The 22,271-nt window shown below is 47.3% G+C and carries 19 protein-coding genes and 1 pseudogene; 13 read left to right on the forward strand and 7 right to left on the reverse strand.

Annotated features, from left to right (window positions below; translation table 11 throughout):
• Positions 1-2: 2 nt before the first annotated feature.
• Both QUA13_RS04450 and QUA13_RS04455 read right to left on the reverse strand, forming a co-directional pair.
• Entirely contained in the window at positions 3-1,910 is a 1,908-nt protein-coding gene (locus tag QUA13_RS04450) for a penicillin-binding protein 2 (protein WP_333196948.1), read from the reverse strand.
• A gap of 291 nt (positions 1,911-2,201) precedes the next feature.
• Positions 2,202-2,780 (reverse strand): hypothetical protein, encoded by a 579-nt coding sequence (locus tag QUA13_RS04455; RefSeq protein WP_333196951.1) that lies wholly within the window; start codon positions 2,778-2,780, stop codon positions 2,202-2,204.
• Between the two features lie 338 nt (positions 2,781-3,118).
• Here QUA13_RS04455 and QUA13_RS04460 point away from each other — a divergent pair, with 338 nt between their 5' ends.
• From QUA13_RS04460 to glgB, 4 genes and pseudogenes are all read left to right on the forward strand, one after another.
• On the forward strand, positions 3,119-3,343 hold the full coding sequence (locus QUA13_RS04460; protein ID WP_333196953.1) for a serine protease: 225 nt from the start codon (positions 3,119-3,121) through the stop codon (positions 3,341-3,343).
• A 164-nt stretch (positions 3,344-3,507) separates the two neighbouring features.
• A pseudogene (locus QUA13_RS04465) lies at positions 3,508-3,741 on the forward strand (glutathione S-transferase N-terminal domain-containing protein); the annotation flags it as partial.
• Between the two features lie 256 nt (positions 3,742-3,997).
• Positions 3,998-4,162, forward strand: a complete 165-nt coding sequence (locus tag QUA13_RS04470; protein WP_333196955.1) for a hypothetical protein — start codon at positions 3,998-4,000, stop codon at positions 4,160-4,162.
• Between the two features lie 322 nt (positions 4,163-4,484).
• On the forward strand, positions 4,485-6,776 hold the full coding sequence (gene glgB / locus QUA13_RS04475; protein ID WP_172185293.1) for a 1,4-alpha-glucan branching enzyme: 2,292 nt from the start codon (positions 4,485-4,487) through the stop codon (positions 6,774-6,776).
• Between the two features lie 206 nt (positions 6,777-6,982).
• Here glgB and QUA13_RS04480 read toward each other — a convergent pair whose 3' ends face one another.
• Together QUA13_RS04480 and hpsJ-B are read right to left on the reverse strand one after the other, a co-directional pair.
• The gene (locus tag QUA13_RS04480; RefSeq protein WP_333186829.1) at positions 6,983-7,900 is read right to left on the reverse strand and encodes a glycosyltransferase family 2 protein; all 918 of its coding nucleotides are present in this window, start codon (positions 7,898-7,900) and stop codon (positions 6,983-6,985) included.
• 86 nt (positions 7,901-7,986) lie between these two features.
• On the reverse strand, positions 7,987-8,817 hold the full coding sequence (gene hpsJ-B / locus QUA13_RS04485; RefSeq protein ID WP_333196958.1) for a hormogonium polysaccharide biosynthesis protein HpsJ: 831 nt from the start codon (positions 8,815-8,817) through the stop codon (positions 7,987-7,989).
• Between the two features lie 793 nt (positions 8,818-9,610).
• Between hpsJ-B and rfaE2 the strand changes: the two genes are divergently transcribed.
• The 8 genes from rfaE2 to QUA13_RS04525 all read left to right on the forward strand — a co-directional run bounded on the left by rfaE2 (position 9,611) and on the right by QUA13_RS04525 (position 17,282).
• Entirely contained in the window at positions 9,611-10,105 is a 495-nt protein-coding gene (gene rfaE2 / locus QUA13_RS04490; protein WP_333196972.1) for a D-glycero-beta-D-manno-heptose 1-phosphate adenylyltransferase, read from the forward strand.
• A 116-nt stretch (positions 10,106-10,221) separates the two neighbouring features.
• Positions 10,222-11,091 carry an STAS domain-containing protein gene (locus QUA13_RS04495; protein ID WP_333196959.1) on the forward strand — a complete coding sequence of 290 codons (870 nt, stop codon included), beginning with the start codon at positions 10,222-10,224 and terminating at the stop codon, positions 11,089-11,091.
• A 55-nt stretch (positions 11,092-11,146) separates the two neighbouring features.
• Positions 11,147-11,515: an STAS domain-containing protein gene (locus QUA13_RS04500; protein WP_333186819.1), complete on the forward strand. Its 369-nt coding sequence runs from the start codon at positions 11,147-11,149 to the stop codon at positions 11,513-11,515.
• A gap of 171 nt (positions 11,516-11,686) precedes the next feature.
• Positions 11,687-12,085 (forward strand): anti-sigma regulatory factor, encoded by a 399-nt coding sequence (locus tag QUA13_RS04505; protein ID WP_333196960.1) that lies wholly within the window; start codon positions 11,687-11,689, stop codon positions 12,083-12,085.
• A 277-nt stretch (positions 12,086-12,362) separates the two neighbouring features.
• Positions 12,363-13,382: an ATP-binding SpoIIE family protein phosphatase gene (locus QUA13_RS04510; protein ID WP_333196961.1), complete on the forward strand. Its 1,020-nt coding sequence runs from the start codon at positions 12,363-12,365 to the stop codon at positions 13,380-13,382.
• Positions 13,379-14,917 (forward strand): ATP-binding protein, encoded by a 1,539-nt coding sequence (locus QUA13_RS04515; protein WP_333196962.1) that lies wholly within the window; start codon positions 13,379-13,381, stop codon positions 14,915-14,917. The genes QUA13_RS04510 and QUA13_RS04515 overlap by 4 nt, the downstream gene beginning before the upstream one ends.
• Positions 14,911-15,069, forward strand: a complete 159-nt coding sequence (locus QUA13_RS04520; protein ID WP_333196963.1) for a hypothetical protein — start codon at positions 14,911-14,913, stop codon at positions 15,067-15,069. The genes QUA13_RS04515 and QUA13_RS04520 overlap by 7 nt, the downstream gene beginning before the upstream one ends.
• A gap of 740 nt (positions 15,070-15,809) precedes the next feature.
• Positions 15,810-17,282: an MBOAT family protein gene (locus QUA13_RS04525; protein WP_333196964.1), complete on the forward strand. Its 1,473-nt coding sequence runs from the start codon at positions 15,810-15,812 to the stop codon at positions 17,280-17,282.
• Positions 17,283-17,365: 83 nt separating this feature from the next.
• Here the strand turns inward: QUA13_RS04525 and QUA13_RS04530 are convergent, their stop codons facing one another.
• Together QUA13_RS04530 and QUA13_RS04535 are read right to left on the reverse strand one after the other, a co-directional pair.
• Positions 17,366-18,199, reverse strand: coding sequence for a sulfurtransferase (locus QUA13_RS04530; RefSeq protein ID WP_333196967.1), 834 nt, complete (start codon positions 18,197-18,199; stop codon positions 17,366-17,368).
• 26 nt (positions 18,200-18,225) lie between these two features.
• Positions 18,226-19,227, reverse strand: coding sequence for a hypothetical protein (locus QUA13_RS04535; RefSeq protein ID WP_333196968.1), 1,002 nt, complete (start codon positions 19,225-19,227; stop codon positions 18,226-18,228).
• A gap of 492 nt (positions 19,228-19,719) precedes the next feature.
• On the opposite strand from QUA13_RS04535, the gene glmU reads away from it, so the two are divergent.
• Complete coding sequence (gene glmU / locus QUA13_RS04540) at positions 19,720-21,105, forward strand: bifunctional UDP-N-acetylglucosamine diphosphorylase/glucosamine-1-phosphate N-acetyltransferase GlmU (RefSeq protein ID WP_333196974.1); 1,386 nt, start codon at positions 19,720-19,722, stop codon at positions 21,103-21,105.
• A gap of 175 nt (positions 21,106-21,280) precedes the next feature.
• Here the strand turns inward: glmU and QUA13_RS04545 are convergent, their stop codons facing one another.
• The gene (locus QUA13_RS04545; protein WP_333186802.1) at positions 21,281-22,033 is read right to left on the reverse strand and encodes a hypothetical protein; all 753 of its coding nucleotides are present in this window, start codon (positions 22,031-22,033) and stop codon (positions 21,281-21,283) included.
• Positions 22,034-22,271: the final 238 nt, after the last annotated feature.

Genomic DNA, 22,271 nt, shown 5'->3' on the forward strand with positions numbered 1-22,271 from the left:
AACTACTTCTTATTACTCGGCGCAATCTTCTCAATAGAAATCAGCGCCTCCATCACCGACTCCACAATCGGCGCCGCCACCGTACCCCCCGAAGAACCCTCCTTAGGCTCATCAATCACCGCCAGCACCACATACCGAGGAGCCTCCGCTGGCATTATCCCCACAAAGCTAGTAATAATCGCGTCCTTAGAATAACCCCCACCAGAATTAGCTTTTTGAGCCGTCCCCGTTTTCCCAGCTATCCGATACCCGGGAATTTGTGCAGCTTTCCCCGTACCGCCATCAACCACAGTTTCCATCATTTCTAACACCTGCTTAGTAGTTTCAGGCGAAAAAATTTGCTTTGTAGCAGCCCTCGGAAGCTTCCAATAAGCTTCACCTTCCCTATCAAAAAGTCCCTGCACCACGTGAGGAGTCACCAACTTGCCGCCGTTAGCCAAAGCTCCGTTAAGCTGCACCAACTGCATCGGAGTAATCGAAAAACCCTGCCCGAAAGCCGTAGTAGCAACTTCCACCGGAGAGTTAATAAATTGCTCTCGATTTTTAAGCTGGCTGGTTACTTCAAAAGGCAAATCAGTTCCTGCAGTTTGTCCGAGTCCGAGTTTTTCTAAAGCTTGATAGTAAAGAGAAGCTTTCATACTTCTCATTACGTGAACCATCCCCACATTACTAGAATGTTTCAAAATCTCAGTAACAGTGGAAGGGCCGCGCGCGCCTGCTAATTTGTAATCTGAATTTTGGATAGTCCAGCCATCCATGTAAATCCGACCTTCGTCCTTAAACACACTATTAGGTTTCACAGCACCCGCTTCCAGAGCGATCGCCACATTAATTGCTTTAAAAGTCGAACCAGGCTCATAAACATCAGTTACAGCCCAATTTTTATAGCGCGACAAATCGAAATTAAAATATTGATTCGGGTCATAAGAAGGTTCTGCTACCACAGATAGCAATTCCCCGTTACGGGCATCCATCACAATCACCGTACCCCGCTTTGCTTCGTATTGCTTCATTTTTTCCTTGAGAGCAACTCGGGCCACCCGCTGCAAGCGACTGTCGATCGTCAGTTGCAATTTCAAATCATCAAGCTGCACAAATCCCGCCGTCAGCCGATCGGGAACCCAATTCCCATTGCTCGACCTGCTAAACTGAATCGACGGCATCGATCGTTCCAGCAAATTCTGCTGGCTGTATTCCACCCCGGCTTGTCCCTTCCGTTCCCCGTCCACATAACCGAGGATATCCGCCGCCAACTCCTGCTGCGGGTAAAAACGCTGCTGCTGTCGCAGCAACTCCAGGCCATCCACCGGACTGTCTTTAATTTGCATCTGAGCGATGCGATCGGCAACCTCTTGAGCCAGAGAATCCGCAATTGTAATACCGCTTTCACCTAGATTAAACCTGCGCAGCAGTTCAGTTTCCGACGTAGTGCCCGGACTCAGTTCGATCGCCAGCATCGGAGCCAACTTAGCAGCAATTTCCGCCTTCGAGTGGTTGAATAACTTCGGGTGAGCGTAGAGCGTGTACACCTGTCTGTCGATCGCCAAAACATTCCCCGCGCGGTCAACTATCGGGCGTCTCGGCACAAACGGCTTCGTTTTGAGAGTTTGCTGCTGCTCTGCTTGTTTGCGCAGCGCCGGAGCTCGCGTCACCTGCAAATAAAACAAATTCACAGCCAGCCCCAGCCCCCCCAGCATCAACACCGCCCACACAGCCCACAAACGGAACTTCCTGGGTTTTAAACGCTCCACCGGCAGCCCCCAAGGTGGAGCCGTCTGTTGTGGCGATCGGCCGAAACTGCCGTTCGCTTTTGGTTTGGCTTGTTTTTCCCACCCTGCGCGATCGCCCGAAGGTTTGGGGCGTTTGAAGTTGGGCGATCTGTAGCGGTCAAAACGAGGGTCGTAGCTCATGGCATTAAAAATTCAATAGCAAGTTAAATCATTTGAAAATTTAGAATTTATTTAGGTTTTAGAAGAGAGAATGAAAGACTTGGGAATGAGCGATCGCTATCAGGGTTTGGAGCAAACCTACAGTTGCATTCTTGTTTTTGAAGTCGTGTTAATTATTTTTAATTTTTAACTTCTGGTGGGAAAAACCAAATCGAGCGCAACTTGAAAACAAGCCAAAAAGGAAATTAGATCCTTAAATTCTCGGGCCCTCGGACACTCAGGCCCTCGGGCACTATCCGCTTTGACACAAGCTTAATAGCCCAGCGGTGTATCCACACCGGCTCGATTCTTGAGAGCAGGCTCAGAGTTTGGTGCCGCCACAAGGGGCGATCGGGTTTCAGGGGCCGGCTGCAAGAAAATCGTGTCCCCAGGACTCTGCGGAGCCAAACCGGTTTCTGGATTTTGGGCTTCTTTAGCAAGTTGGTGTTTCAAGACTTCGCTAGCAGCACTCAACTGCTGTTCTTGGAGGCGCAGACTTTCCAGTTTTTGATAATCCTGACTCCAGCGCTGCTCGCCGTAAACAGTCAAGCCGTAGAGACTCAGAGCACCGCCCAAAAGCATAACTGCTGCCACTGAGGAGAGGCGCTGTGCCTGCAAGAGCGATCGCAACCACACTGGCTGCTGCTGGCGAGTTGGCAGAACTTTCAGCACCGATGCGGACGGCCGAGCCTGAGCCTGTTCGTCGGCTGGCGAGTAGTTGGGCAATACCGGTCCTGTCTTCGCCCGCCTAGCTTTGGCAATAGAAGTAACTTTGCTTTTGGCTGCGCCAGCAGCGGGCTTGCGGGTCGATCGGGAGCGGGGAGAATCAGGGGATCTGATAGCAGCGGTCATAGAGTTCACCAATACGTAAAGTGGGGTAGCTTCAGCTTGATTGAGGTTAAGAATTTTTTGTCTCGACGATCGCCAGTGGTGGCCATCTGCGTTCGATCGGTTATCCTTACCAAAGATACCTCACAAGCCAACCAACCCATCCTACCACTGGTCTCTTTGACTTCAGGATTTGCAAAAAAAAAAGAAATCTTTGCCGGATAGCGGTAATCTATGTGAAATTTATTAATAAATGCAGTATTGTAATCAACGAGCGAATCGTTGAGCTATTCGTGCCAGCATTGTTTCTCGAGTAAACTATTCCCTTCCTTGCGATGGGTTTTCAATGTTAAGGAGTTTTTATGAACAAGGGATTAATTCGTTTGACTTTGGTAGTGGGCTTGGCAGTAACCCTCGGCGCCTGCGGAGGAGATACCGGCCCCAGCCCCAGCCCTAGCCCCTCTCCGGGCGGCCCTGGCAGCACTGGCACTACTACTACTCCCCCTGCTTCTTCTGCATCTCCAAAAGCCACTCCAGGGGCTGGTGCAACTACTACCCCTGCCCCTTCTCCTAAAAAGTCTCCCTAACTAGGGCGATCCGATAGTGTTTGCCCAAAGAGCCTAGCCTCCAAGTGAAAAATCGTTCGCTCCTCGCATTTTTTCATCTCAGAGGTCTAGGTCTCAAGTTGGGTGTTAGTTGTAGTCTGAGGCTTTTACTAAAGTTCAGTACGTCCTCTTAAAGCCGCAAAGTCCGCTTAGCGCTGGGTTACAAGGAAATTGCCTTTGAAGTTGAAAATTTGACTCCCGGCCTGCTGGTTTGGAAACTCAAGCCTGTAACGGGAGGTTTTAGGACAGTGCCAGTGCTGCTGCCTCAACTCAAGGGTCAACCGGAGGCGATCGCAGATTCGACGCAAATTTTGCACTCGATCGAGTCTCGCTTTCCTTCCCCGCCACTGTTGCCTGCAGACGAGAGTAAAGCAAGCTGAGGCTGGGACGATCGAAGACTGGCTCGATGAAAGCATCGGCATTGCTACTCGATTTGTTTACTACGAGTTTCGCGCTGGTGCGGGCAAGAAAATCGACCCGTCTGTTTTGAGCCAGTTAGTGATTTAATTGGCGCGCCCCCAGTTCGGCATTAAGCCTTCCTGGGCAAAACTCGCTCCCGTTGCGCCTGAGTTCTGCTTGAGATTGATTGACCGTAGCTGGCAGGATTGTGTCTATCTGGTAGGAGATTCCTTGAGCGTGGCAGATATTCCTGCTGCCGCCCTGCTGAGTCCTTTAGCTTTGATTCCTCAATACCGAGTTGAGCATCCTTGGCTGTTTCTCGCATTCCCCAAATTCACGCACTTTGTGGGGAAACCGAGCCTCCGGGATGTGAAAGTCTACCGGGCGATCGTCCCTGCCTGAAAATTTCAGATAAATGATTAGCTGCTCCCCAACACTTACTCTCCTTGACCCTCCGGCAGTCGCAAATCGACAAGAGTATGAAAAATATTCATTATCACATAGTTTATAAAAAGTCAAGGGTATTTGGGAGAGAATATAAATTTTTCAATTTGTTTTAATATTTCTATACTTAGAAGTTAGCAGTAAAACCCTAGCTGGGCCGCAGGCAAAATCATGCTAATCAGTGGTACGATTAGCGATCAAAAATGTATCGAAATGTAAAGTTCAGCGCCGCTCTAGGTCTTGAAAGCCATTTAGTCAAAAGATAGAGGTAAGTAGTTTTATGCCCGCGACCGTCCCCTTTGAACAGATTGACCGGATTGTTTGGAATCAGCACCACGATCCATTTGAAGTGCTAGGCCCGCACGCGATCGAAGAAAATGGCAAAAAAGTCTGGGCCGTCCGAGCTTATCTGCCGAATGCGGATGCGGTATCGGTAGTTCTGCCGGAGGCCAGGGCCGAATACCCGATGAAATCAGAGCATCACCCTCACTTTTTTGAATGTACGATCGAAACCCCAGAACTAGCAAACTATCAACTGCGGGTCAAAGAAGGAGAACACGATCGCTTTATCTACGATCCCTACGCATTTCGATCGCCCAAACTCACAGAATTTGACCTTCACTTATTCTCAGAAGGCAACCACCACCGAATTTACGAAAAACTCGGGGCGCACCTCACCGAAGTAGGCGGCATCACAGGAGTATATTTTGCCGTTTGGGCTCCGAATGCTCGCAATGTCTCTGTTTTAGGAGATTTCAACTATTGGGACGGCCGCAAACATCAAATGCGGAAATCGCAAAACGGGATCTGGGAATTATTTATTCCGGGACTAGAAGTGGGAACTTCTTACAAATACGAAGTGAAAAACCAAGACGGACATCCCTACGAAAAGTCCGATCCTTACGGTTTCCAGCAAGAAGTGCGGCCGAAAACAGCATCAATTGTCACCGACTTAAGCACCTACACTTGGCACGACAGCGCTTGGATCGAACAGCGGCGGCACACAGACCAACTTACCCAGCCGGTTTCGGTTTACGAATGCCACATCGGTTCTTGGCTGCACGCTGCTACTGACGAACCCGCCGTGCTACCCAATGGGGAAATAGCACCCGCCGTGCAGGTTTCGGAACTCAATCCCGGGGCACGCTTTCTGACTTACCGGGAATTAGCCGATCGGCTGATACCCTACGTCAAAGATTTGGGATTCACTCATATCGAAATGCTGCCCATCGCCGAACATCCTTTCGACGGTTCTTGGGGCTATCAAGTAACCGGTTATTTCGCCCCAACTTCCCGGTACGGCAAACCTGAAGATTTCATGTATTTTGTTGACCAGTGCCACGCCAACGGCATTGGCGTACTGGTGGACTGGGTGCCGGGACATTTCCCCAAAGACGGCCACGGTTTGGCTTTCTTTGACGGAACTCACTTGTACGAACACGCCGACCCCCGCAAGGGGGAACACAAAGAGTGGGGAACCCTAGTATTTAACTACGGCCGCAACGAAGTGCGGAATTTCCTAGTATCAAACGCTCTGTTCTGGTTTGACAAGTACCACATCGACGGGATTCGCGTAGATGCGGTGGCCTCGATGCTGTATTTGGATTACTGTCGCGAACCCGGGGAATGGTTGACCAACCAGTACGGAGGTAGGGAAAATATCGAGGCCGCAGATTTTCTGCGGCAGGCTAATCACGTCATTTTTAGCTATTTCCCGGGTGCGCTGTCGATCGCCGAAGAATCTACCTCTTGGCCGATGGTATCTTGGCCGACCTATGTAGGAGGTTTGGGCTTCAACCTGAAGTGGAACATGGGTTGGATGCACGATATGCTCGACTATTTCCACATGGACCCGTGGTTCCGCCAGTTCCACCAGAACAACATAACTTTCAGTATGTGGTACAACCACAGCGAGAATTTCATGCTGGCTTTGTCCCACGATGAGGTAGTCCACGGCAAGGCTCATATAATAGGGAAAATGCCAGGGGACGAATGGCAAAAGTTTGCAAACGTGCGGTGTTTGTTTACTTTTATGTTTGCTCATCCCGGAAAGAAAACGATCTTTATGGGGATGGAGTTCGGCCAGTGGCACGAGTGGAACGTTTGGGGGGATTTGCAGTGGCAGTTGCTGCAATTCGATCCGCACCAAAAGTTGAAGCTGTTTTTTAAGGATTTGAACAATTTGTACCGCAGCGAAACGGCACTTTACAGTCAAGATTTTGCTGAGGATGGGTTTGAGTGGATTGATTGCACCGACAACCGGCACAGCGTCGTGGCCTTTGTGCGCCGAGAGAAGGATGGGGACGAGTTTGTGGTGACGGTGTGCAATTTTACGCCGCAGCCCCACTCTCACTATCGGGTAGGAGTGCCGGAACAGGGTTTCTATACGGAGTTGTTTAACAGCGACGCGCGGGAGTACGGCGGCAGCAATATGGGGAATTTGGGAGGCAAGTGGACTGATGAGTGGTGGTTCCACAACAGTCCTTATTCGATCGACTTGTGTTTGCCGCCTTTGGGTGTGTTGATTTTAAAGATCGATCGGGCAAAAACGGCGATGCTTAACTCTCAATAGTTTTGATTTTTGAGTGGTAAGAGTTTTGAGTTAACAATCAAAATTTTCTTAATCGTAAAACTTTGAGGGTATTCAGAAACCCGGTTTATTGGATAAACCGGGTTTTTTCTGTTTTGTTGTGGCGAAACAAGGAAGTTCGGCAACGGATTCGCTTGCTTCGGATTTAACGGATGTCATACCAATTCCCAATTATCCATTACCAATTTTTAATTTCGAGTATCGGAAGCGCCAAGATTATAAGGAACTTTAGGCGAATCAACGGTTACTACTTCCGAAATAGATTGTTCTGCCACGACCTCTAATTTTGGCAATGGTAGATGCTTCATTTCCCAAACTTTCAGCAAAATTAGATATTCATAAAAAGCTTGCAGCGTGCACCAAGCCAATCCCGCTTGGCCGTCAAGAAATCCGCCGAGTAAAATATACATATAGAAAAAGCGCACCACAGGCCGCAAAGGCAAGCGCAAAGAAAAATCTTTCAAAGCGCGGCGCCTTTCCACCTCCGACGCGCCAAACAATAAATCCCACCAATTTACTTGACCGGCTTCTAATTGGCGGAGAGTTTCAGCCGCCTCGTCAGTCGAGTAGCGGTTGTGCTTTTCAATCCAGCGGGAAAGGCCTTTGCTGCAAGTATAGTGAGGGTAGGTTTCCTTCAAAAAGTGAGTAGGCCCGTTGCAGACTTCCCGTTCAGTATGACCGTAGTCAGTAAACCACACTCGGTCTTTGCGAAACAGGCGCATTTGATAGCGGGGATATTGAGTGCTGCGGCGAATCCAGCGCTCCATAAATATTACTTTTTCAGCTACGTAATAACCGATATATTCTTGACTTTCGATCGCCTTTAAGCATTCAGCAAACAGTGCAGGCGTCATCCGCTCGTCAGCTTCGAGGATGTAAACCCATTCGTACTTGCACGGGACTTCTTGGAGCATCCAAGTCCGCTGGCGTCCGTGAGTTTCAAAGCGGTGCTGCACTGTTTGCACGGCATAGTTCTGAACAATTTCAAGGGTGCGATCGGTGCTGAAAGAATCAACTACAATGATATCGTCACAAAGCAGTGCCGATTCAATGCAAGCGGCGATATCAATCTCTTCGTTGTAAGTCAGAATATAAATTGAGAACATTCCCAGCTTTCAGTAATGGCAAACTATTGGGTAAACAAACTATTTCTCAGGGATGTCTCGACCAGCGCGATCCCTGCCAGCGCCAGTCAAATTTTGCGGCGGCCAAACCGCAGAATTCCCATACTTCTCAATCCCGTCCAACCAACAGTAATGTAGCCGATCGCTAACAACAAACTGCTGATTCCAGTCTGCAAACTCGAATTTCTCGATCGAGTTCTTAATTCTTTCTCTTTTTGTTGCTTGCGGGTGCGAATCTCGTTGCGAGCTTGAGCGGGCAGTTCTTGAGCTTGCTGTTCCAGGAAGTTGTCGAGGGCTTTCGGGTCATTTTTGGAATTCCGAAGCACAGCTTTCAATTCCTGGGGAACATCTGAGCTCTGGAGGGCTTGTTGCAGCTTCCCGTCGTCTTGCAGCAGCGCGGCTATCTGGGTGCGCCGCTGGCTTTTGAGCTGTTCTACCTGAGCTTTAAACTGATCGCTTTTAATTTGCGCCTCAAGTTGACCTTCCGCTTGTCCCGCTTCTCGATCGACTTGAACCAGAGCATCTTTGAGTTCCAAACGAGTATTGTTGAGGTGAACGGGAACCAGAAATAGGTAAACTAGACCTAACAAGCTGGAAATCAACAGCGCCCAGAATCGCAAGTCCAGCCAAACCTTGCGTCGCTCAATAGAGACTCCACTGCTGCTGTCAACCCAAAAGCCAGTCATCAGCAGGGCGATACCCATCAAAGGAATAATGCCCCTGTCAACTATCTGAGTTGCTGCGGCCAACTGCCAGGCTCGATTGAGAAGGTCCGAAGTTTCTCCCGGCAGCGATAGAACAATGCAGTCAAGCAAAGCAGAGAGAATCAAGATAATCCCGACTACTTTTAGAGTTCGAGCAGCTACTGAAGAAAATTGACGGCTATTACTTGCTTTCATAATTCCTGTGAGATAATTCTACACCGTTAGATTCAAGGGGGTAGTTGAGTGGATTGTGTTGAACGAGTTAAGCTATTTTCCACCAAAATAGGTGCTTCGGGTACCCACCTCGACTTTCCTCTGGGTTTTCACAGGCTGCGGTTGCGACCGCAAAGGGTCGAGTTTCTGCACAGGTATGCAGAGTTGGGCACAGGAGGCGGCACGCTTCTGAGGTGGCTGTAAAGCTTGGTCAAGATAGCGCCCAGAAACTGCTGCAAGCAACTGCTGGCTTCTTTTATAGTCTGACGAATGCAGCGTAAAGATGAGCTCTGCACGCTTGGGTTCGGTGCTTTTAACTAGCTTTCGCTCGCGCGGCGGTGTCAGAAATAATAGACACAGCAGGAGCGCGTTTCGTAGGGTTTCACCCCCTAGGGCTCCCACTACCCGATCGCCTGCGAGAGGCAGTGGAACTAAATCCCCTGTCTTATACTAATTGATATAAGAGAGGGGTGGAATAAATAATTGTTTCCCAACCTTTTTAACCTACAATTACCAGCAGCACGATACGCCTGTCACAGATACACGAGTACGTGTTTTTTCCTTTTTCCTTCTGTTTAGCCACTCGCGAAGCCGAAGGCAATTTTTACTTCTTCCTTCTTGCTTAAGAGTCACTAATTACTAATTGCAAATTACTAATCGCCAACTACTAATTTTTGGCAGCTTTAGTGATTAATTGTTCAATAGGAAAAGTGAAAATAGCACATTTTTGGGTATGATAATTGATGGCTGTTCAAATTTGCTGGTAATGAATGCAATGATTTCTGGTGTTTACAGGTTGAGAGAACTTGAAAGATCGATCGCATCCGATCCGGACAACTGGCGTCCGATGGTGTTTACTAACGGGTGCTTCGATATCCTACACGCTGGTCACGTCCGCTATTTGCAGGCGGCAAAAAATTTGGGGCGATCGCTCGTGGTGGGCTTGAATAGCGACGCCAGCGTGCAAGCTATCAAACCGCAGGAGCAGGGATTGCCACTTCGCCCGATCGTACCGGAAAATCAGCGAGCCGAAGTTTTGGCCGCCCTCAAACCAGTAGATGCCGTAGTAATTTTTTCCGAGATTACAGCAACTAAACTGATAAATATCCTGAAGCCGGATATATACGTTAAAGGAGGCGACTATCAACTCGAAACTCTGCCGGAAGCACCGGCTGTTATCGCTGGAGGCGGTAAGATTTCCTTAATCAAAATAGAAGTTCCGAGTTCTACCAGTGCGATCGTCAAACGCATTTTGCAATTAGGTACTTAACCATCGATCGCAAACAGCAAACAATGAGCTAAACTCAGAAATTGCCCCATCAAGAAATACTAAAGTGCGATCGTTCGTACAACTTCATCCCAATTGCTAAGCAGGAGATAATTTTAATGGAACTCACAAGCAATAACACGATCGCGGAAATCCTAGAAAGACACAAATCAGAGCTACTAGCAGACTGGCTAAAAGAACTGCAAAATACCGGCCTGCGGCGGGACGACTTGATGAGAGCCAAAGAATTGCGCTCCGAGTGTCAAGAGTTCCTGCAATTGCTCCACATTGCAGTGGGGCACGGTAACTTGAGCGACATCCAGACACCCGAATGGGAAAATATGCGGCTGCTGCTAGCAGAAGTTTCGCGATCGCGCGTTCAGAGAGGCTTTACTCCCTCAGAGATAGCAAGTTTCATTTTATGCTTCAAAAAGCCATTGTTCGATCGGCTTTGTCACGAACTCACACAAAACCGCGACGCACTTGTCGAACAACTTTGGCTTTCCACCAGTTTATTAGACCAGCTAGGCTTGTGGGTGACAGAAATCTTTCTCAAAGCTCGCGAAGAAGTCATCGAACGCCAGCAGCAAGAAATGCTCGAATTGTCAACACCCGTAGTCAAACTTTGGCAAGGAATTCTCGCATTACCCATGATCGGAACTCTCGACAGCGCCCGCACTCAAATAGTCATGGAAACTCTGTTGCAGGAAATCATGGAAACCGGCTCGGAATTTGCGATTTTAGACATTACAGGCGTGCCGACTGTTGACACTTTAGTCGCTCAACATTTATTAAAAACTGTCGCCGCCGCCCGTTTAATGGGTACTGAGTGCATCATCAGCGGCATTCGCCCGCAAATAGCTCAAACCATAGTTCATTTGGGAGTTGACTTGCAAGATATTCTGACAAAAGCTACTTTAGCCGATGCTTTTAAAGTCGCTTTGCAGCGCCAAGGTTTAACTATAAAAAATATTCAAGAGGAAAGATAAAAAATATTGTCTGGAGGCATAAATTTTTAATTCAAAGCTCAAATATAGGTAAATTATGGAACGGATACCGATTTTACAAATGGGAGAATTTCTGCTAGTAACAATTCAAGTAGATATGCACGACCGCTTAGCAATGACTTTGCAAGACGACCTGACAAACCGCATCGTCAAAACAGGAGTTAAAGGTGTTTTAATAGAAATCTCTTCCCTAGAAATAGTAGATTCTTTTATCGGTCGCATCATCAACAATATCGCTAGTATGTCGCGAATTTTAGATGCTGAAACAGTTGTGGTCGGAATGCAGCCAGCGGTGGCGATAACCCTTGTTGAATTGGGGCTTTCCCTAACAGGAGTTCGCACAGCTTTAAGCGTTGAAAAGGGCATGATTTTGTTGAGAAAATCCTTGGCTTTGTCTCCTGACTAGAAAGCGCAAGCAGTCGATAAATTGTCCCATGACTTAGGCATATGCAGTAATGAAATCTGGTTTGTTTGTAGATACATTGTTGACAAACTTAAGATTTCTAAGGAGAAACTAAGTTGATGAGCGTAAGTCCTATGTTTTGTGGAGAACTTCTATTTTGGTACAGTAGCCGCCATGTCAAAACGTGAGACACTAGAAATCCGATCGTCATCCGATATAGTCCACGTCCGACAGCAAGTGCGAGCTTGGGCGATAGCGATGGGATTCGGTTTAGTAGACCAAACAAAAATCGTTACCGCAGCCAGCGAACTCGCCCGCAATACTGTAGACTACGGTAAAGGGGGAACAGTCACTCTCGAAATCCTCCAATTAGGTACCCGCAAAGGGCTGCGGCTGACATTTGAAGACAAGGGCCCGGGAATTCCAGACCTAGAATTGGCAATGACTGACGGTTATACTTCTAATCAGGGTTTGGGTTTGGGGCTCAGTGGTTCTAAGCGCTTGATGCACGAATTTGAGATTGTTTCCAAAGTGGGTAAGGGGACTAAAATTGTGATCGTCCGCTGGCGGTGAGGAAGATTGGGGGAGAGTGGGGGAGATTGGGCTAGAAGCCCGGTTTCTACAAGTTTTGCGTTTGGTGAGGAGAAATCTAGGAAGAAACTGGGTTCGTGAGGTCGCTAATGACTGCTGAATACTGACGCATGGGGGGCTAGAAATCAGGTTCCTGTTCTACGATTTTTGCGTTTGGTGAGGAGAAACCTAGGAAGAAACCGGGTTTGTGAGGTCACTAATGACTGCTGAATTTTTCGTTTTTCAATGCGCGCCAGCTTAAGATGAGAACTACAAAATAATGAGAGATGCGATAGCCCTGCCCGTAACAGAAGAAAGTCAAGTTGGAGAAGCGCGGCGAATCGCAGTCGCCCTCGCGGCCGAACTAGAATTTAACGAGACCGATCGCGGTAAAGTGGCAATTGTTATTACCGAAGCAGCAAAAAACCTGGTCAAACACGGCCGCGAAGGAGAACTTTTGCTGCGAACATTAAAAACAGCGGCAGGATGTAGCATTGAAATAATAGCCCTAGACCGGGGGCAGGGAATGGCAAATGTCGCGCTGTGTCTCCGGGACGGTTTTTCTACAGCGGGAACCCCGGGAACCGGACTGGGGGCAATTAAACGCCTCTCTACTTTTTTTGATATTCATTCTGTACCGAAACTGGGGACAGCCTTATTAATGCGGCTGGAACCGGCCCAAAATAGCCGGGAAGCCTCCCAAAACAGCAATTACTTGGAATTTGGGGTCGTCCACTTGCCCAAAACAGGAGAGGAAATTTGCGGGGATTCCTGGGCTGCGGAAAATCACCTTGACAAAAACCTGATTTTAGTTGCAGACGGACTCGGCTACGGGGATTTGGCCCAGGAAGCGTCTCAGGAGGCAGTGCGGGTATTTGAGGAAAACGCTAAAATGGGGCCGAAAGCAATTTTAGAGAAGGCGCACGCTGCTTTAAAAAATACCAGAGGAGCGGCTGCGGCGATCGCCCAAATCGATCGTACCCAAGAAACAATTTGTTTTGCCGGAATTGGCAACATCAGCGGTGTAGTGGTCACAGATAACCAAACCCGAAGCATGGTTTCCTACAACGGCACAGTTGGACATATGATGCGAAAAGTAGCAGAATTTGTCTATCCTTGGTCGCAGCAGTCCCTACTCATCATGCACTCCGACGGTTTGGCAGCGCAGTGGAATTTAAACCGCTACCCGGGTTTAGCCTCCAGACATCCTGCTTTAATCGCAGCCGTGCTCTACCGGGACTTCAAACGCACTCGCGATGACATGACAGTTATAGTAGCCAAGGTGAGAGAAGCAGCGTGAGTTACCCAATCCTGACGACGGAAGTCCGCTTTGAACAAGACATCGTACAAGTACGCCAAAGAGCTCGCCAAATTGCTAAAGGGCTGGGATTCGATTCCCAAGTACAAACCCGCATCGCCACAGCAGTTTCCGAAATTGCCCGCAATGCTTTCAAATATGCAGGCGGCGGCAAAGTAGAATTCATTGTGGAAGGGGAATCGCCCCAAATTTTTCGGACTCGGATTTCTGACACCGGGCCGGGAATTGCGGATTTAGCGACTGTGTTGGGCCCCAATTTTCGATCGCAAACCGGCGCGGGACTCGGTTTAGCAGCAGCGAAACGGTTGATGGACGAAGTGAAAATCGACTCTGGGCCCGATCGCGGAACGTGTGTACAATTAATTAAGCTGTTTTCCAAACAGATGCCTGCGCTGAGTACGATCGAACTAAATCAATTAGTTGACAAACTAGCGCGCCAAATCCCAGAAGATCCCTATGCCGAAATTCAGCAGCAAAATCAAGAATTACTGCGAACTTTAGACGAACTCCGCCAGCGTCAAGAAGAACTCGTACAATTAAATCAACAACTAGAAGATACCAATCGCGGAGTCCTCGCACTTTACGCCGAATTGAACGACAAAGCCGAATCTCTCCGGCGCGCCAGCGAACTCAAAACCAGCTTTCTCTCCGATATGAGCCACGAGTTTCGCACTCCGCTAACGGCAATTATGAGCCTTTCCGAAATATTGTTACATCGCCTCGACGGAGAACTTTCAGCCGAACAGGACAAGCAAGTAAATTACATTTACAAATCCGCCCAGTCTCTCGCAGAACTTGTCAACGACTCGTTAGATTTAGCCAAAGTGGAAGCCGGAAAACTAACTGTTCGCGTGGCTGATTTTGAAGTCGAAGATTTGTTCAGCGCGCTGCGGGGCATGATGCGCCCTCTGCTGCCCCAAAACTCGGATGTTGCTCTGATTTTTGAAGATCCTCTGGAACTTCCAACCCTCACCACAGACGAGGGAAAAGTTTCTCAGATTTTGCGCAATCTGATTTCTAACGCCCTCAAATTTACCGAAGCAGGCGAAGTTCAAGTTGCTGCAGAAATAGGAGACGGGGGAACAATTATTTTTTATGTAACAGATACGGGGATCGGCATTTCCCCAGCCGATCGAACGCGGATTTTTGAAGAATTTGTCCAACTCGAAAATCCCTTGCAGAAGCGCGTCAAAGGCACCGGATTGGGATTGTCTCTGTGCAAAAAACTGGCAGAATTTCTGGGAGGAAGTATTGAAATCACCAGTTCGCCGGGAGTGGGTTCGACTTTTTTGGTCAAACTGCCGATCGTCTATGCTGGAGATGAAGAAAACTCTTGGGAAATGTCGGCTGGTAAGGGAGATGAAATACCGGTGGCGATTGCAGATTCTCGATCGCCAGCGCCGGATTCAGCAGCAAAAGTTTTGATGGTGGAGGATGAAGATAGTATTTCGGTATTTGCTGAAAAACTTGCGGTCACAAATTCATTGTACAGCGATCGAGGCCGCCAACGGTGCTGAAAAATTGCGATCGGTTGCTTTTTGAGGAACCGATCGCAATTTTAATCGACATTATGATGCCTGATGTGACTGGATTTGAGGTTTTGGAAGAGTTGAAATGCGATCGGGCTACTTGTCAAATACCTGCTATCGTAATGACTTCAAAACCTTGAGAAATTTGGGAATAGGAGAATTTGTCTGCCGATACAGTTGCGGTGCTTTCTAAAACGAATACCTCCCGCCCGCAGGCGATCGCTCCAATTAAATCCGCTCGCATGAATGCAGGAGTTAATTTATAATAATTCTGAAAATTACTGCTGCATATATATATTGTATGATGTATGCGAGCCTCTGTAAGGACTTAGGCTAAGCCTAATTCCTTACGGGTATCTGGGAAAATTAATAATTAGTATAAGATAAAGCATTGTAGCAAGACTTTTAAAAATTGGTAGTGTTTGACAGCAGGCAATATTTATTTAAATTGCAACAGCATTTAACGTTCGTGCTGTAAAATATAGCAGTTCTCAGTTGCCGACAATATAGTAGGGACTTAGGCAGTGCCTTTTTTTGTGTCAGCCGCTAAAATCCAGGATAAATATCGCTAGTTGAGCGAGTACCGAGATCCCCTTCTTAAGGGTTGAACTGGAAGGACTTTCAAAATCCCCGTTTTTAAGGCGGAGGCGAGGGGTATCCAGGCTGGGGTAAAAATGAGAGATACAGAGGGTTTTAGCCCGATTGTTGACACGCATTGGGTACGGGGCCATGTCTCGATCGAATATCCGAGCTTATTTATTAGTGAAAAATGACACCTGTTTAAAAAAATAATGCAACTCTAAGCAAGATCCAAACCCTTACAGAGTAAGCCATTCCCAAATCTAAAATCTAAAATCTAAAATCTAAAATCTAAAATGCTATGACTTTCATCTCCCTTCAATATGCCCTGTTTCTGCTAGTTTTATTTGCAGCTTACTGGTTGGTTCCGGTACGGTGGGGGCGGCTGTTCATCATGCTGGTCGGTAGTCTGATTTTTTACGCTTCGCTGCAAATTTGGTATATTCCTCTGCTGTTAGCCGGCATTCTGTTTAATTACTGCTTGGCGATGGCGATTGGAGAACCTCTGGATTGGCGCATTGCTAATGAATCTTGGAACCGCCGCCGTTTGTGGCTGCTGTGGATAGGAATTTGCCTGAATGTTTTGCTGCTTCTGGGCTTTAAGTATGTGCCTTTTTTATTGAGTTCGATCGGCACTTTGTTAAATTGGCCTTTTGCTCTCGACGGTGCTGACTGGGTAAAAAGTCACGTCATCGCACCCCTGGGATTGAGTTTCTTTTGTTTTGAGTGCATTGCTTATTTGATTGACGTGTACCGAGGCGCACCGGCTGCTACTTCCCTGCTGCACTTTGCTGCTTACAAGTTGTTTTTTGCGAAACTTATTTCCGGCCCGATTACTCGGTATCACAACTTGATAAATCAACTGAAAACCCAGAAATTTCCGACGCCCGATCGCCTTTCTGAGGCACTTTGGACGATCGCCTTCGGTGCAGTAAAAAAAGGTCTTTTCGCAGATAACTTGGGAATTTATGTCGATTTAAGTTTTACCAATTTGCAGCGGGCGGGTAGCGAGGATTTGTGGCTGGCGATTTTTGCTTACGGGCTGCAACTTTATCTCGATTTTAGCGGCTATGTTGACATGGCGCGCGGTACAGCTTTGCTGCTGGGTTGGTATTTGCCACCCAATTTTGATTTCCCTTATTTTAGTGCCAGCATAGCTGATTTTTGGCGGCGCTGGCACATGACTTTAGGCGATTGGTTGCGCAATTATTTGTATTTTCCTTTGGGGGGTTCGCGAGTCGGTTTGTGGCGCACTTGTCTGAATTTGTCCCTCGTCATGTTAATTGCGGGAATTTGGCACGGGGCGGCTTGGGGATTTATTGTGTGGGGAGGTTTGCACGGTTTGGCTTTGGCGGTTCACCGGCTGACTGATGTGCTGTTTAAGCGGTTGCGGATTGAGTTTTTGTGGGAAAATCCGATCGGGATTGCGATCGGTTGGCTGTTGACTCAGGCAATGGTTTTTGGTAGTTGGATATTTTTCCGCCTTCCCGATTTAAAGGATTCTGGATGGGCGATTTCGCATTTGTGGGGACACACTGCTGACGTGCAGTTTGCAGATAAAGTTTATGTGGAAGCTTTGGGTTTGGAAAGAGTGCATTTAACTTGGATGTTGGCGGCTTTGGCTGTGGCGATGCTGGGGAATTATGCGTTGAGCCGGGGTTTGAAATTGGAGTTAAATTGGCCGATGAAATTGGTGTTAGTACCGCTTTGTTTGTATGCGGTTTGGGTGTTGGCTCCCGAAGGCGGTTTGCCTTATATTTATTTTGATTTTTAGGGTATTCTTTGATTTCCTATAATCATCAATCTTATACCAATTATTAAAAGTAGGGATACGGCATTGCCGTGTCCCTACAGATGCTAATTTTCAGAATTAATATAAGAACACCAGTCGCTCCAGCTACCGACATAAAGTTTAGCATCTGGAATTCCGGCGATTTCTAAAGACAGTAAATTAACGCAAGCGGTCACCCCGGAACCGCAATAAACGATGATTTCTTCCGCTTTTTCTAATTCCGCCCACCGATGTTTTTGTTCGGAGGTCGATCGCACTTTTCCAGTTTCATCGGTCACCCCTTGCCAAGGATAGTTAACCGCACCCGGAATGTGACCTGCAATGGGGTCGATCGGCTCCCGCAAACCTTCATATCTCTCGCTTTCTCGCGAATCAACCAAAACTTTTCCCGGCAAGTCTTTGCGCTCTTTCACCGCCTCAATATCTACCGCCAAATCCTGCTGCAAGTGGGCAACAAAGTTACCCTCGCGGGGTTCTGGCAAAATATTTGTTACCGGATAGCCCGCCGCTTTCCAGGCGCTGAAACCGCCGTCTAACAAAGCTACTTTGCTGTGTCCCATATATCGCAGCAGCCACCACAAACGAGCCGCAAAAGCCAGCCGCGAATCGTCATAAGCGACGACTAAAGTTTCTGCTGAATTAATGCCGATCGTGCTCAATTTCTCAGCTAATTTTTCAATATTTGGCAGCGGATGTCTGCCGCCGTGTTTGCCAACTGAACTCGCGAGGTCGCGGTTTAAATCTAAATAGAAAGCTCCGGGAAGGTGACCTTCTTGATATTGTTTTTGTCCCAATTCTGGGTCGGCGAGGGCAAACCGACAGTCAATAATTACAACTTGCGGATTGTCGGTATTGGTGGCTAACCATTCCGGAGAAACGATTAAAGTGTTGTCAGTCATAATTCTTCAAATCTCTGTTTTAACATCTATCGGGAAGGAGCTTTTTTCTCGGGTTCTGCTTGATCGGGAGGAGATTTCTTAGAAGTTGCTTTCTCGGAAGCTCTTTTTTCAGAATTTGATTTTTTAGGAGTTGCTTTATCCGAAGTTTCTTTTGGCGAATTTGATTTTTTAGGAGTTGCTTTATCCGAAGGTGCTTTTTCGGCTGGTGCCGGAGTTGGAGTTGGCGGAGGGGGATTTACTGCTGCTTCTTGAGCGTAAAGCAGATATTTCTGATACTCGATCACTTTTGCTTGAGCTAGTTGATGGTTGGGGCTAGACACCGGTACTCTTCTCATTAATGAAACCGCTTCTTGCCAGCGATCGGTAACTGTCGTCCAATCTTCTTTGGTTTTTGCCGATCGCCCCAATTCTGCTGCTTGGAGTGCGCTGTTAACGGCTTCTCGAAAAGTATCTGGTGCAGTTGCTAAATCTGCTGTTTCATCGAGATTATTCCCCGCAGTTGCAGCAGGCTGGTTCAAGATTTTACCGACAAACGCCACCACGGCGATCGCCAACATACCCGTCACCAGCCCAACTACAATGAAAGTCGATCGCAGCCGGTTCTCAAATGCAGCAAGTTCCGGCGGTTTCTCCTCTTCAATATTGCTTTCCATCTCTATGCGATCCTCTATATTAGCAACCCCAGTATTTGGCGCCGATTCTTCCCCAAAGCTGTGTCCTTCAAAGTTGCTGTTTTCCAAACTAAACTCTTGACTCCAAGCAGCAGCTATCTGACCGCTTTCTCGGCCCTCAACCTTCACTTTGCGAATCGAATCCGGCTGCAAATTCGTCAGCTCGGTGCGGACAAAATCAACTAACGTATCTTCTATCGGTACCTGCTCGGCCTCAAGAATTACATCCAAACAGTCGCCGTCGAGATTCGCGGAGGCTGTTATGCCTTCAGATTGCAACTGGCTGTTGAGCCAAGATGCGATCGCAGTGGCGAGATTTCCCTGCTTGGCAAGTTCCTGAAAATTAAGCTCTGTCATAGCTGGACACCTGATAATGCAGAAGGTAGAAGGCAGAAGGAATGAAAAAGTCAGAAATAGTTTTTTTAAAGTTGAAAACACCCTAACTGAAATTCAACAAATAGTATAATGTATCGCGGCAAATCCCAGCCCAAAGATGGAAATTATCACTTTCGCTCCCCCTCCCATCCCTTCGGAAAAGATTTACATTCCTTACTAGGAAACGAACTCAAGTTTGTAGTGAGGGCTTCAGTCCTCCCGCCCTGCCGCCAAATACCGCTGCTTTAACCTGGTAATTGATACCGGCGGCGCAACTCCAGATAGCGCAACGGCGTTAAGTCGAACCGCAAGCATCGCCCCTAAAACCGACATCCGGCTAGAAAAAGCCTCGATCGCGCGGATTCGAGATTTGAGATTAAAAAATTGTGCGATCGCAGTGCCATCGACGGACAGCGAGTGATATCATCAGTTAGTCAATATTCAAGTTTTTATAGCAAAAAAGTCGATCGCACAATGGTAGCAATAGCAATTTTAGCTGCTGGACGCGGCACGCGCATGAAATCTGACTTGCCCAAAGTTCTACACGAATTGGGCGGTCGAACGCTAGTTGAGCGAGTCCTCCAAAGTTGTCAAGAAATTCAAATTTCCCGGCGAATTGTCATCGTCGGTTATCGAGCCGAACTCGTGAAAGAAGCTTTGATAGATGGTAAAGAAATACCGGAGAATCCTCAACTTCCTCCCTTAGAATTTGTCGAACAAACCGAACAATTGGGAACAGGTCACGCCATCCAACAATTGCTGCCTCACTTAGAGGGATTTCAAGGAGATTTGCTGGTTTTAAATGGGGATGTACCTTTGCTGAGGGCAGAAACGATCAAACAATTGATTGCTGTTCACAAACAGCACCAAAACTCTGCTACTTTATTGACAGCTAATTTGCCGAATCCTCAAGGGTACGGGCGAGTATTTACCGACAGTCAAAATTTAGTCGAGCAAATTGTCGAAGACCGCGACTGCACACAAGCTCAAAAGCAAAACCACCGAATTAATGCAGGTGTTTACTGCTTTCACTGGCCGGATCTAGAGAAAATTTTGCCAGAATTGAAGGCAGACAATGACCAAAAAGAATATTACCTAACTGATACGATAAATTTCCTCAGTCCGGTGATGGCGGTGGATGTCGAAGATTATCAAGAAATATTGGGAATTAACGATCGCAAACATTTAGCCACAGCTTGCGATATTTTGCAAACGCGGGTAAAGGACAAGTGGATGACAGCGGGAGTGACGCTGCTCGATCCCAACAGCATTACGATCGACGATACTGTAGAGTTGCAGCCGGATGTGGTAATTGAACCGCAAACTCACTTGCGGGGAAAAACTTCCATCGCCTCTGGGAGTCGCATCGGCCCCGGCAGTTTGATCGAAAACAGTCAAATTGGGGAAAATGTGACTGTGCTTTATTCGGTGGTTTCTGACAGTATTGTGGCGGAAAATTCGCGAATTGGCCCTTACGCACACTTGCGGGGACACGCAGAAATTGGGGCGAACTGCCGCGTCGGCAATTTTGTAGAATTGAAAAATACTCAAATCGGCGATCGAAGTAATGTCGCTCACTTGTCTTATTTAGGCGACGCGACTTTGGGAGAAAAAGTCAACATTGGTGCTGGGACAATTACGGCAAATTACGATGGAAAAAATAAGCACAAAACTCAAATAGGCAATCAAACTAAAATAGGTTCCAACAGCGTGCTTGTTGCACCGATAACTTTGGGGCAAGATGTTACTGTAGCGGCGGGTTCTGTGGTGACGGAAGATGTGCCGAATGACTGTTTAGTAATTGCCCGTTCTCGGCAAGTTGTCAAACCAGGTTGGAAGTTGAAAGAACCAAAAAAGTGAACAATTGTTCGCTTTTTCTATGATAAGTTTCCACCCGCATCGGGACTTGCGCTGTCGATACCAAAGAAACCGGGTTTTTATAACAGGAGCGATGGCGCTATACCAGAGATTCTGGTGAAAAACCCGGTTTCTGCGTAAGTCCGCAACCTTGAGAAATCGGGTCGATCGCCTTCGGCTATTTTTGGTTATTTTGCTGGTGCAGATAGTTGTTAATCGCTTTAGCGATTTTTGCTTGCTGGTATGGGTTCATCGTGCGGGGTAGGGAGATGCGAGAGCCTCCACAAGCTAACAGTCTGACTTCGTACCAAATGTCATGATCCCGATCTTTTGTTCGATCGACTTCCACGGCATAAATCTCGCACAGAGAGTATTGAATTACTTTACGTGCCAACAAACCCCGCTGTTTAACAGTCAAGGTGTTTAAAGTTCCATCGAAGCTGTAGGTTTCATTCTTTCTCAACACGATCGCTGCGAGTGCTGCGAGCAAAAATATGCCTCCTGTCCATCCCAACCAGCGATCGTCTTGGCTTAAGCGCAGCAATCGATGCTTTGCATTTTTTACAAAAAAATTGATGTCAGAAGCAACAGCGTCTTGGTTCCCCCAGTTAGTGGAGTTAGCAGTGAAAGGAACATTGCCAACAGAAGTCAAAAGTACAACTCTGCTTTTATAGCCACATCTTTGAACTTTAGCTCCCCGCAAAGAAGTAAGCTGAATTTCTTTGATGTTCGACCCCAGTAAATTCGATCGCACAATCTGGCAATTTCCTTGTTTGGCCTGCAATCGCTGGCAGCTCAGGGTTGCTCCATGATAGTCAAAAATCAGCGATATCAGTCCCAATGTCATTAATAAACAACTAGGGAGCCAAAAATCAAATATGCTTTGAGTCTGAATTCTTAATTCAGTTGCTGTTTGCTTAATTATTTTCATTTATCTCACCTTTGGATTCCCAAAATGATGCTACAGATCGACTTCCTGACCCCGAGCCGCCGAATTGTTAACTTATATATTATTTGAAGTCGTCCTTTGCCACGATTCCTTTTATTTTGCTAATAGATTATACCAATTCACTATGAAGGTACACTAAAATCTAGGGTAAAAGTAGAGGAAATCCAATATGGCGAACAAACTTCAGGTACAAATCCAGGAAACGGTTGAGGAACTAGAG

The sequence above is a fragment of the Microcoleus sp. S28C3 genome (assembly GCF_036700785.1).
Lineage (GTDB): Bacteria > Cyanobacteriota > Cyanobacteriia > Cyanobacteriales > Microcoleaceae > Microcoleus > Microcoleus asticus.

Excerpts from the sequence above, each read along its gene's own strand:
- QUA13_RS04450 (WP_333196948.1), bottom strand. The coding sequence starts at position 1,910 with ATGAGCTACGACCCTCGTTTTGACCGCTACAGATCGCCCAACTTCAAA.
- QUA13_RS04505 (WP_333196960.1), top strand. The coding sequence starts at position 11,687 with ATGTCAAAACGTGAGACACTAGAAATCCGATCGTCATCCGATATAGTC.
- QUA13_RS04500 (WP_333186819.1), top strand. The coding sequence starts at position 11,147 with ATGGAACGGATACCGATTTTACAAATGGGAGAATTTCTGCTAGTAACA.
- glgB (WP_172185293.1), top strand. The coding sequence starts at position 4,485 with ATGCCCGCGACCGTCCCCTTTGAACAGATTGACCGGATTGTTTGGAAT.
- rfaE2 (WP_333196972.1), top strand. The coding sequence starts at position 9,611 with ATGATTTCTGGTGTTTACAGGTTGAGAGAACTTGAAAGATCGATCGCA.
- QUA13_RS04545 (WP_333186802.1), bottom strand. The coding sequence starts at position 22,033 with ATGAAAATAATTAAGCAAACAGCAACTGAATTAAGAATTCAGACTCAA.
- QUA13_RS04460 (WP_333196953.1), top strand. The coding sequence starts at position 3,119 with ATGAACAAGGGATTAATTCGTTTGACTTTGGTAGTGGGCTTGGCAGTA.
- QUA13_RS04480 (WP_333186829.1), bottom strand. The coding sequence starts at position 7,900 with ATGTTCTCAATTTATATTCTGACTTACAACGAAGAGATTGATATCGCC.
- QUA13_RS04525 (WP_333196964.1), top strand. The coding sequence starts at position 15,810 with ATGACTTTCATCTCCCTTCAATATGCCCTGTTTCTGCTAGTTTTATTT.
- QUA13_RS04510 (WP_333196961.1), top strand. The coding sequence starts at position 12,363 with ATGAGAGATGCGATAGCCCTGCCCGTAACAGAAGAAAGTCAAGTTGGA.
- QUA13_RS04535 (WP_333196968.1), bottom strand. The coding sequence starts at position 19,227 with ATGACAGAGCTTAATTTTCAGGAACTTGCCAAGCAGGGAAATCTCGCC.
- QUA13_RS04455 (WP_333196951.1), bottom strand. The coding sequence starts at position 2,780 with ATGACCGCTGCTATCAGATCCCCTGATTCTCCCCGCTCCCGATCGACC.
- QUA13_RS04495 (WP_333196959.1), top strand. The coding sequence starts at position 10,222 with ATGGAACTCACAAGCAATAACACGATCGCGGAAATCCTAGAAAGACAC.
- hpsJ-B (WP_333196958.1), bottom strand. The coding sequence starts at position 8,817 with ATGAAAGCAAGTAATAGCCGTCAATTTTCTTCAGTAGCTGCTCGAACT.
- glmU (WP_333196974.1), top strand. The coding sequence starts at position 19,720 with ATGGTAGCAATAGCAATTTTAGCTGCTGGACGCGGCACGCGCATGAAA.
- QUA13_RS04530 (WP_333196967.1), bottom strand. The coding sequence starts at position 18,199 with ATGACTGACAACACTTTAATCGTTTCTCCGGAATGGTTAGCCACCAAT.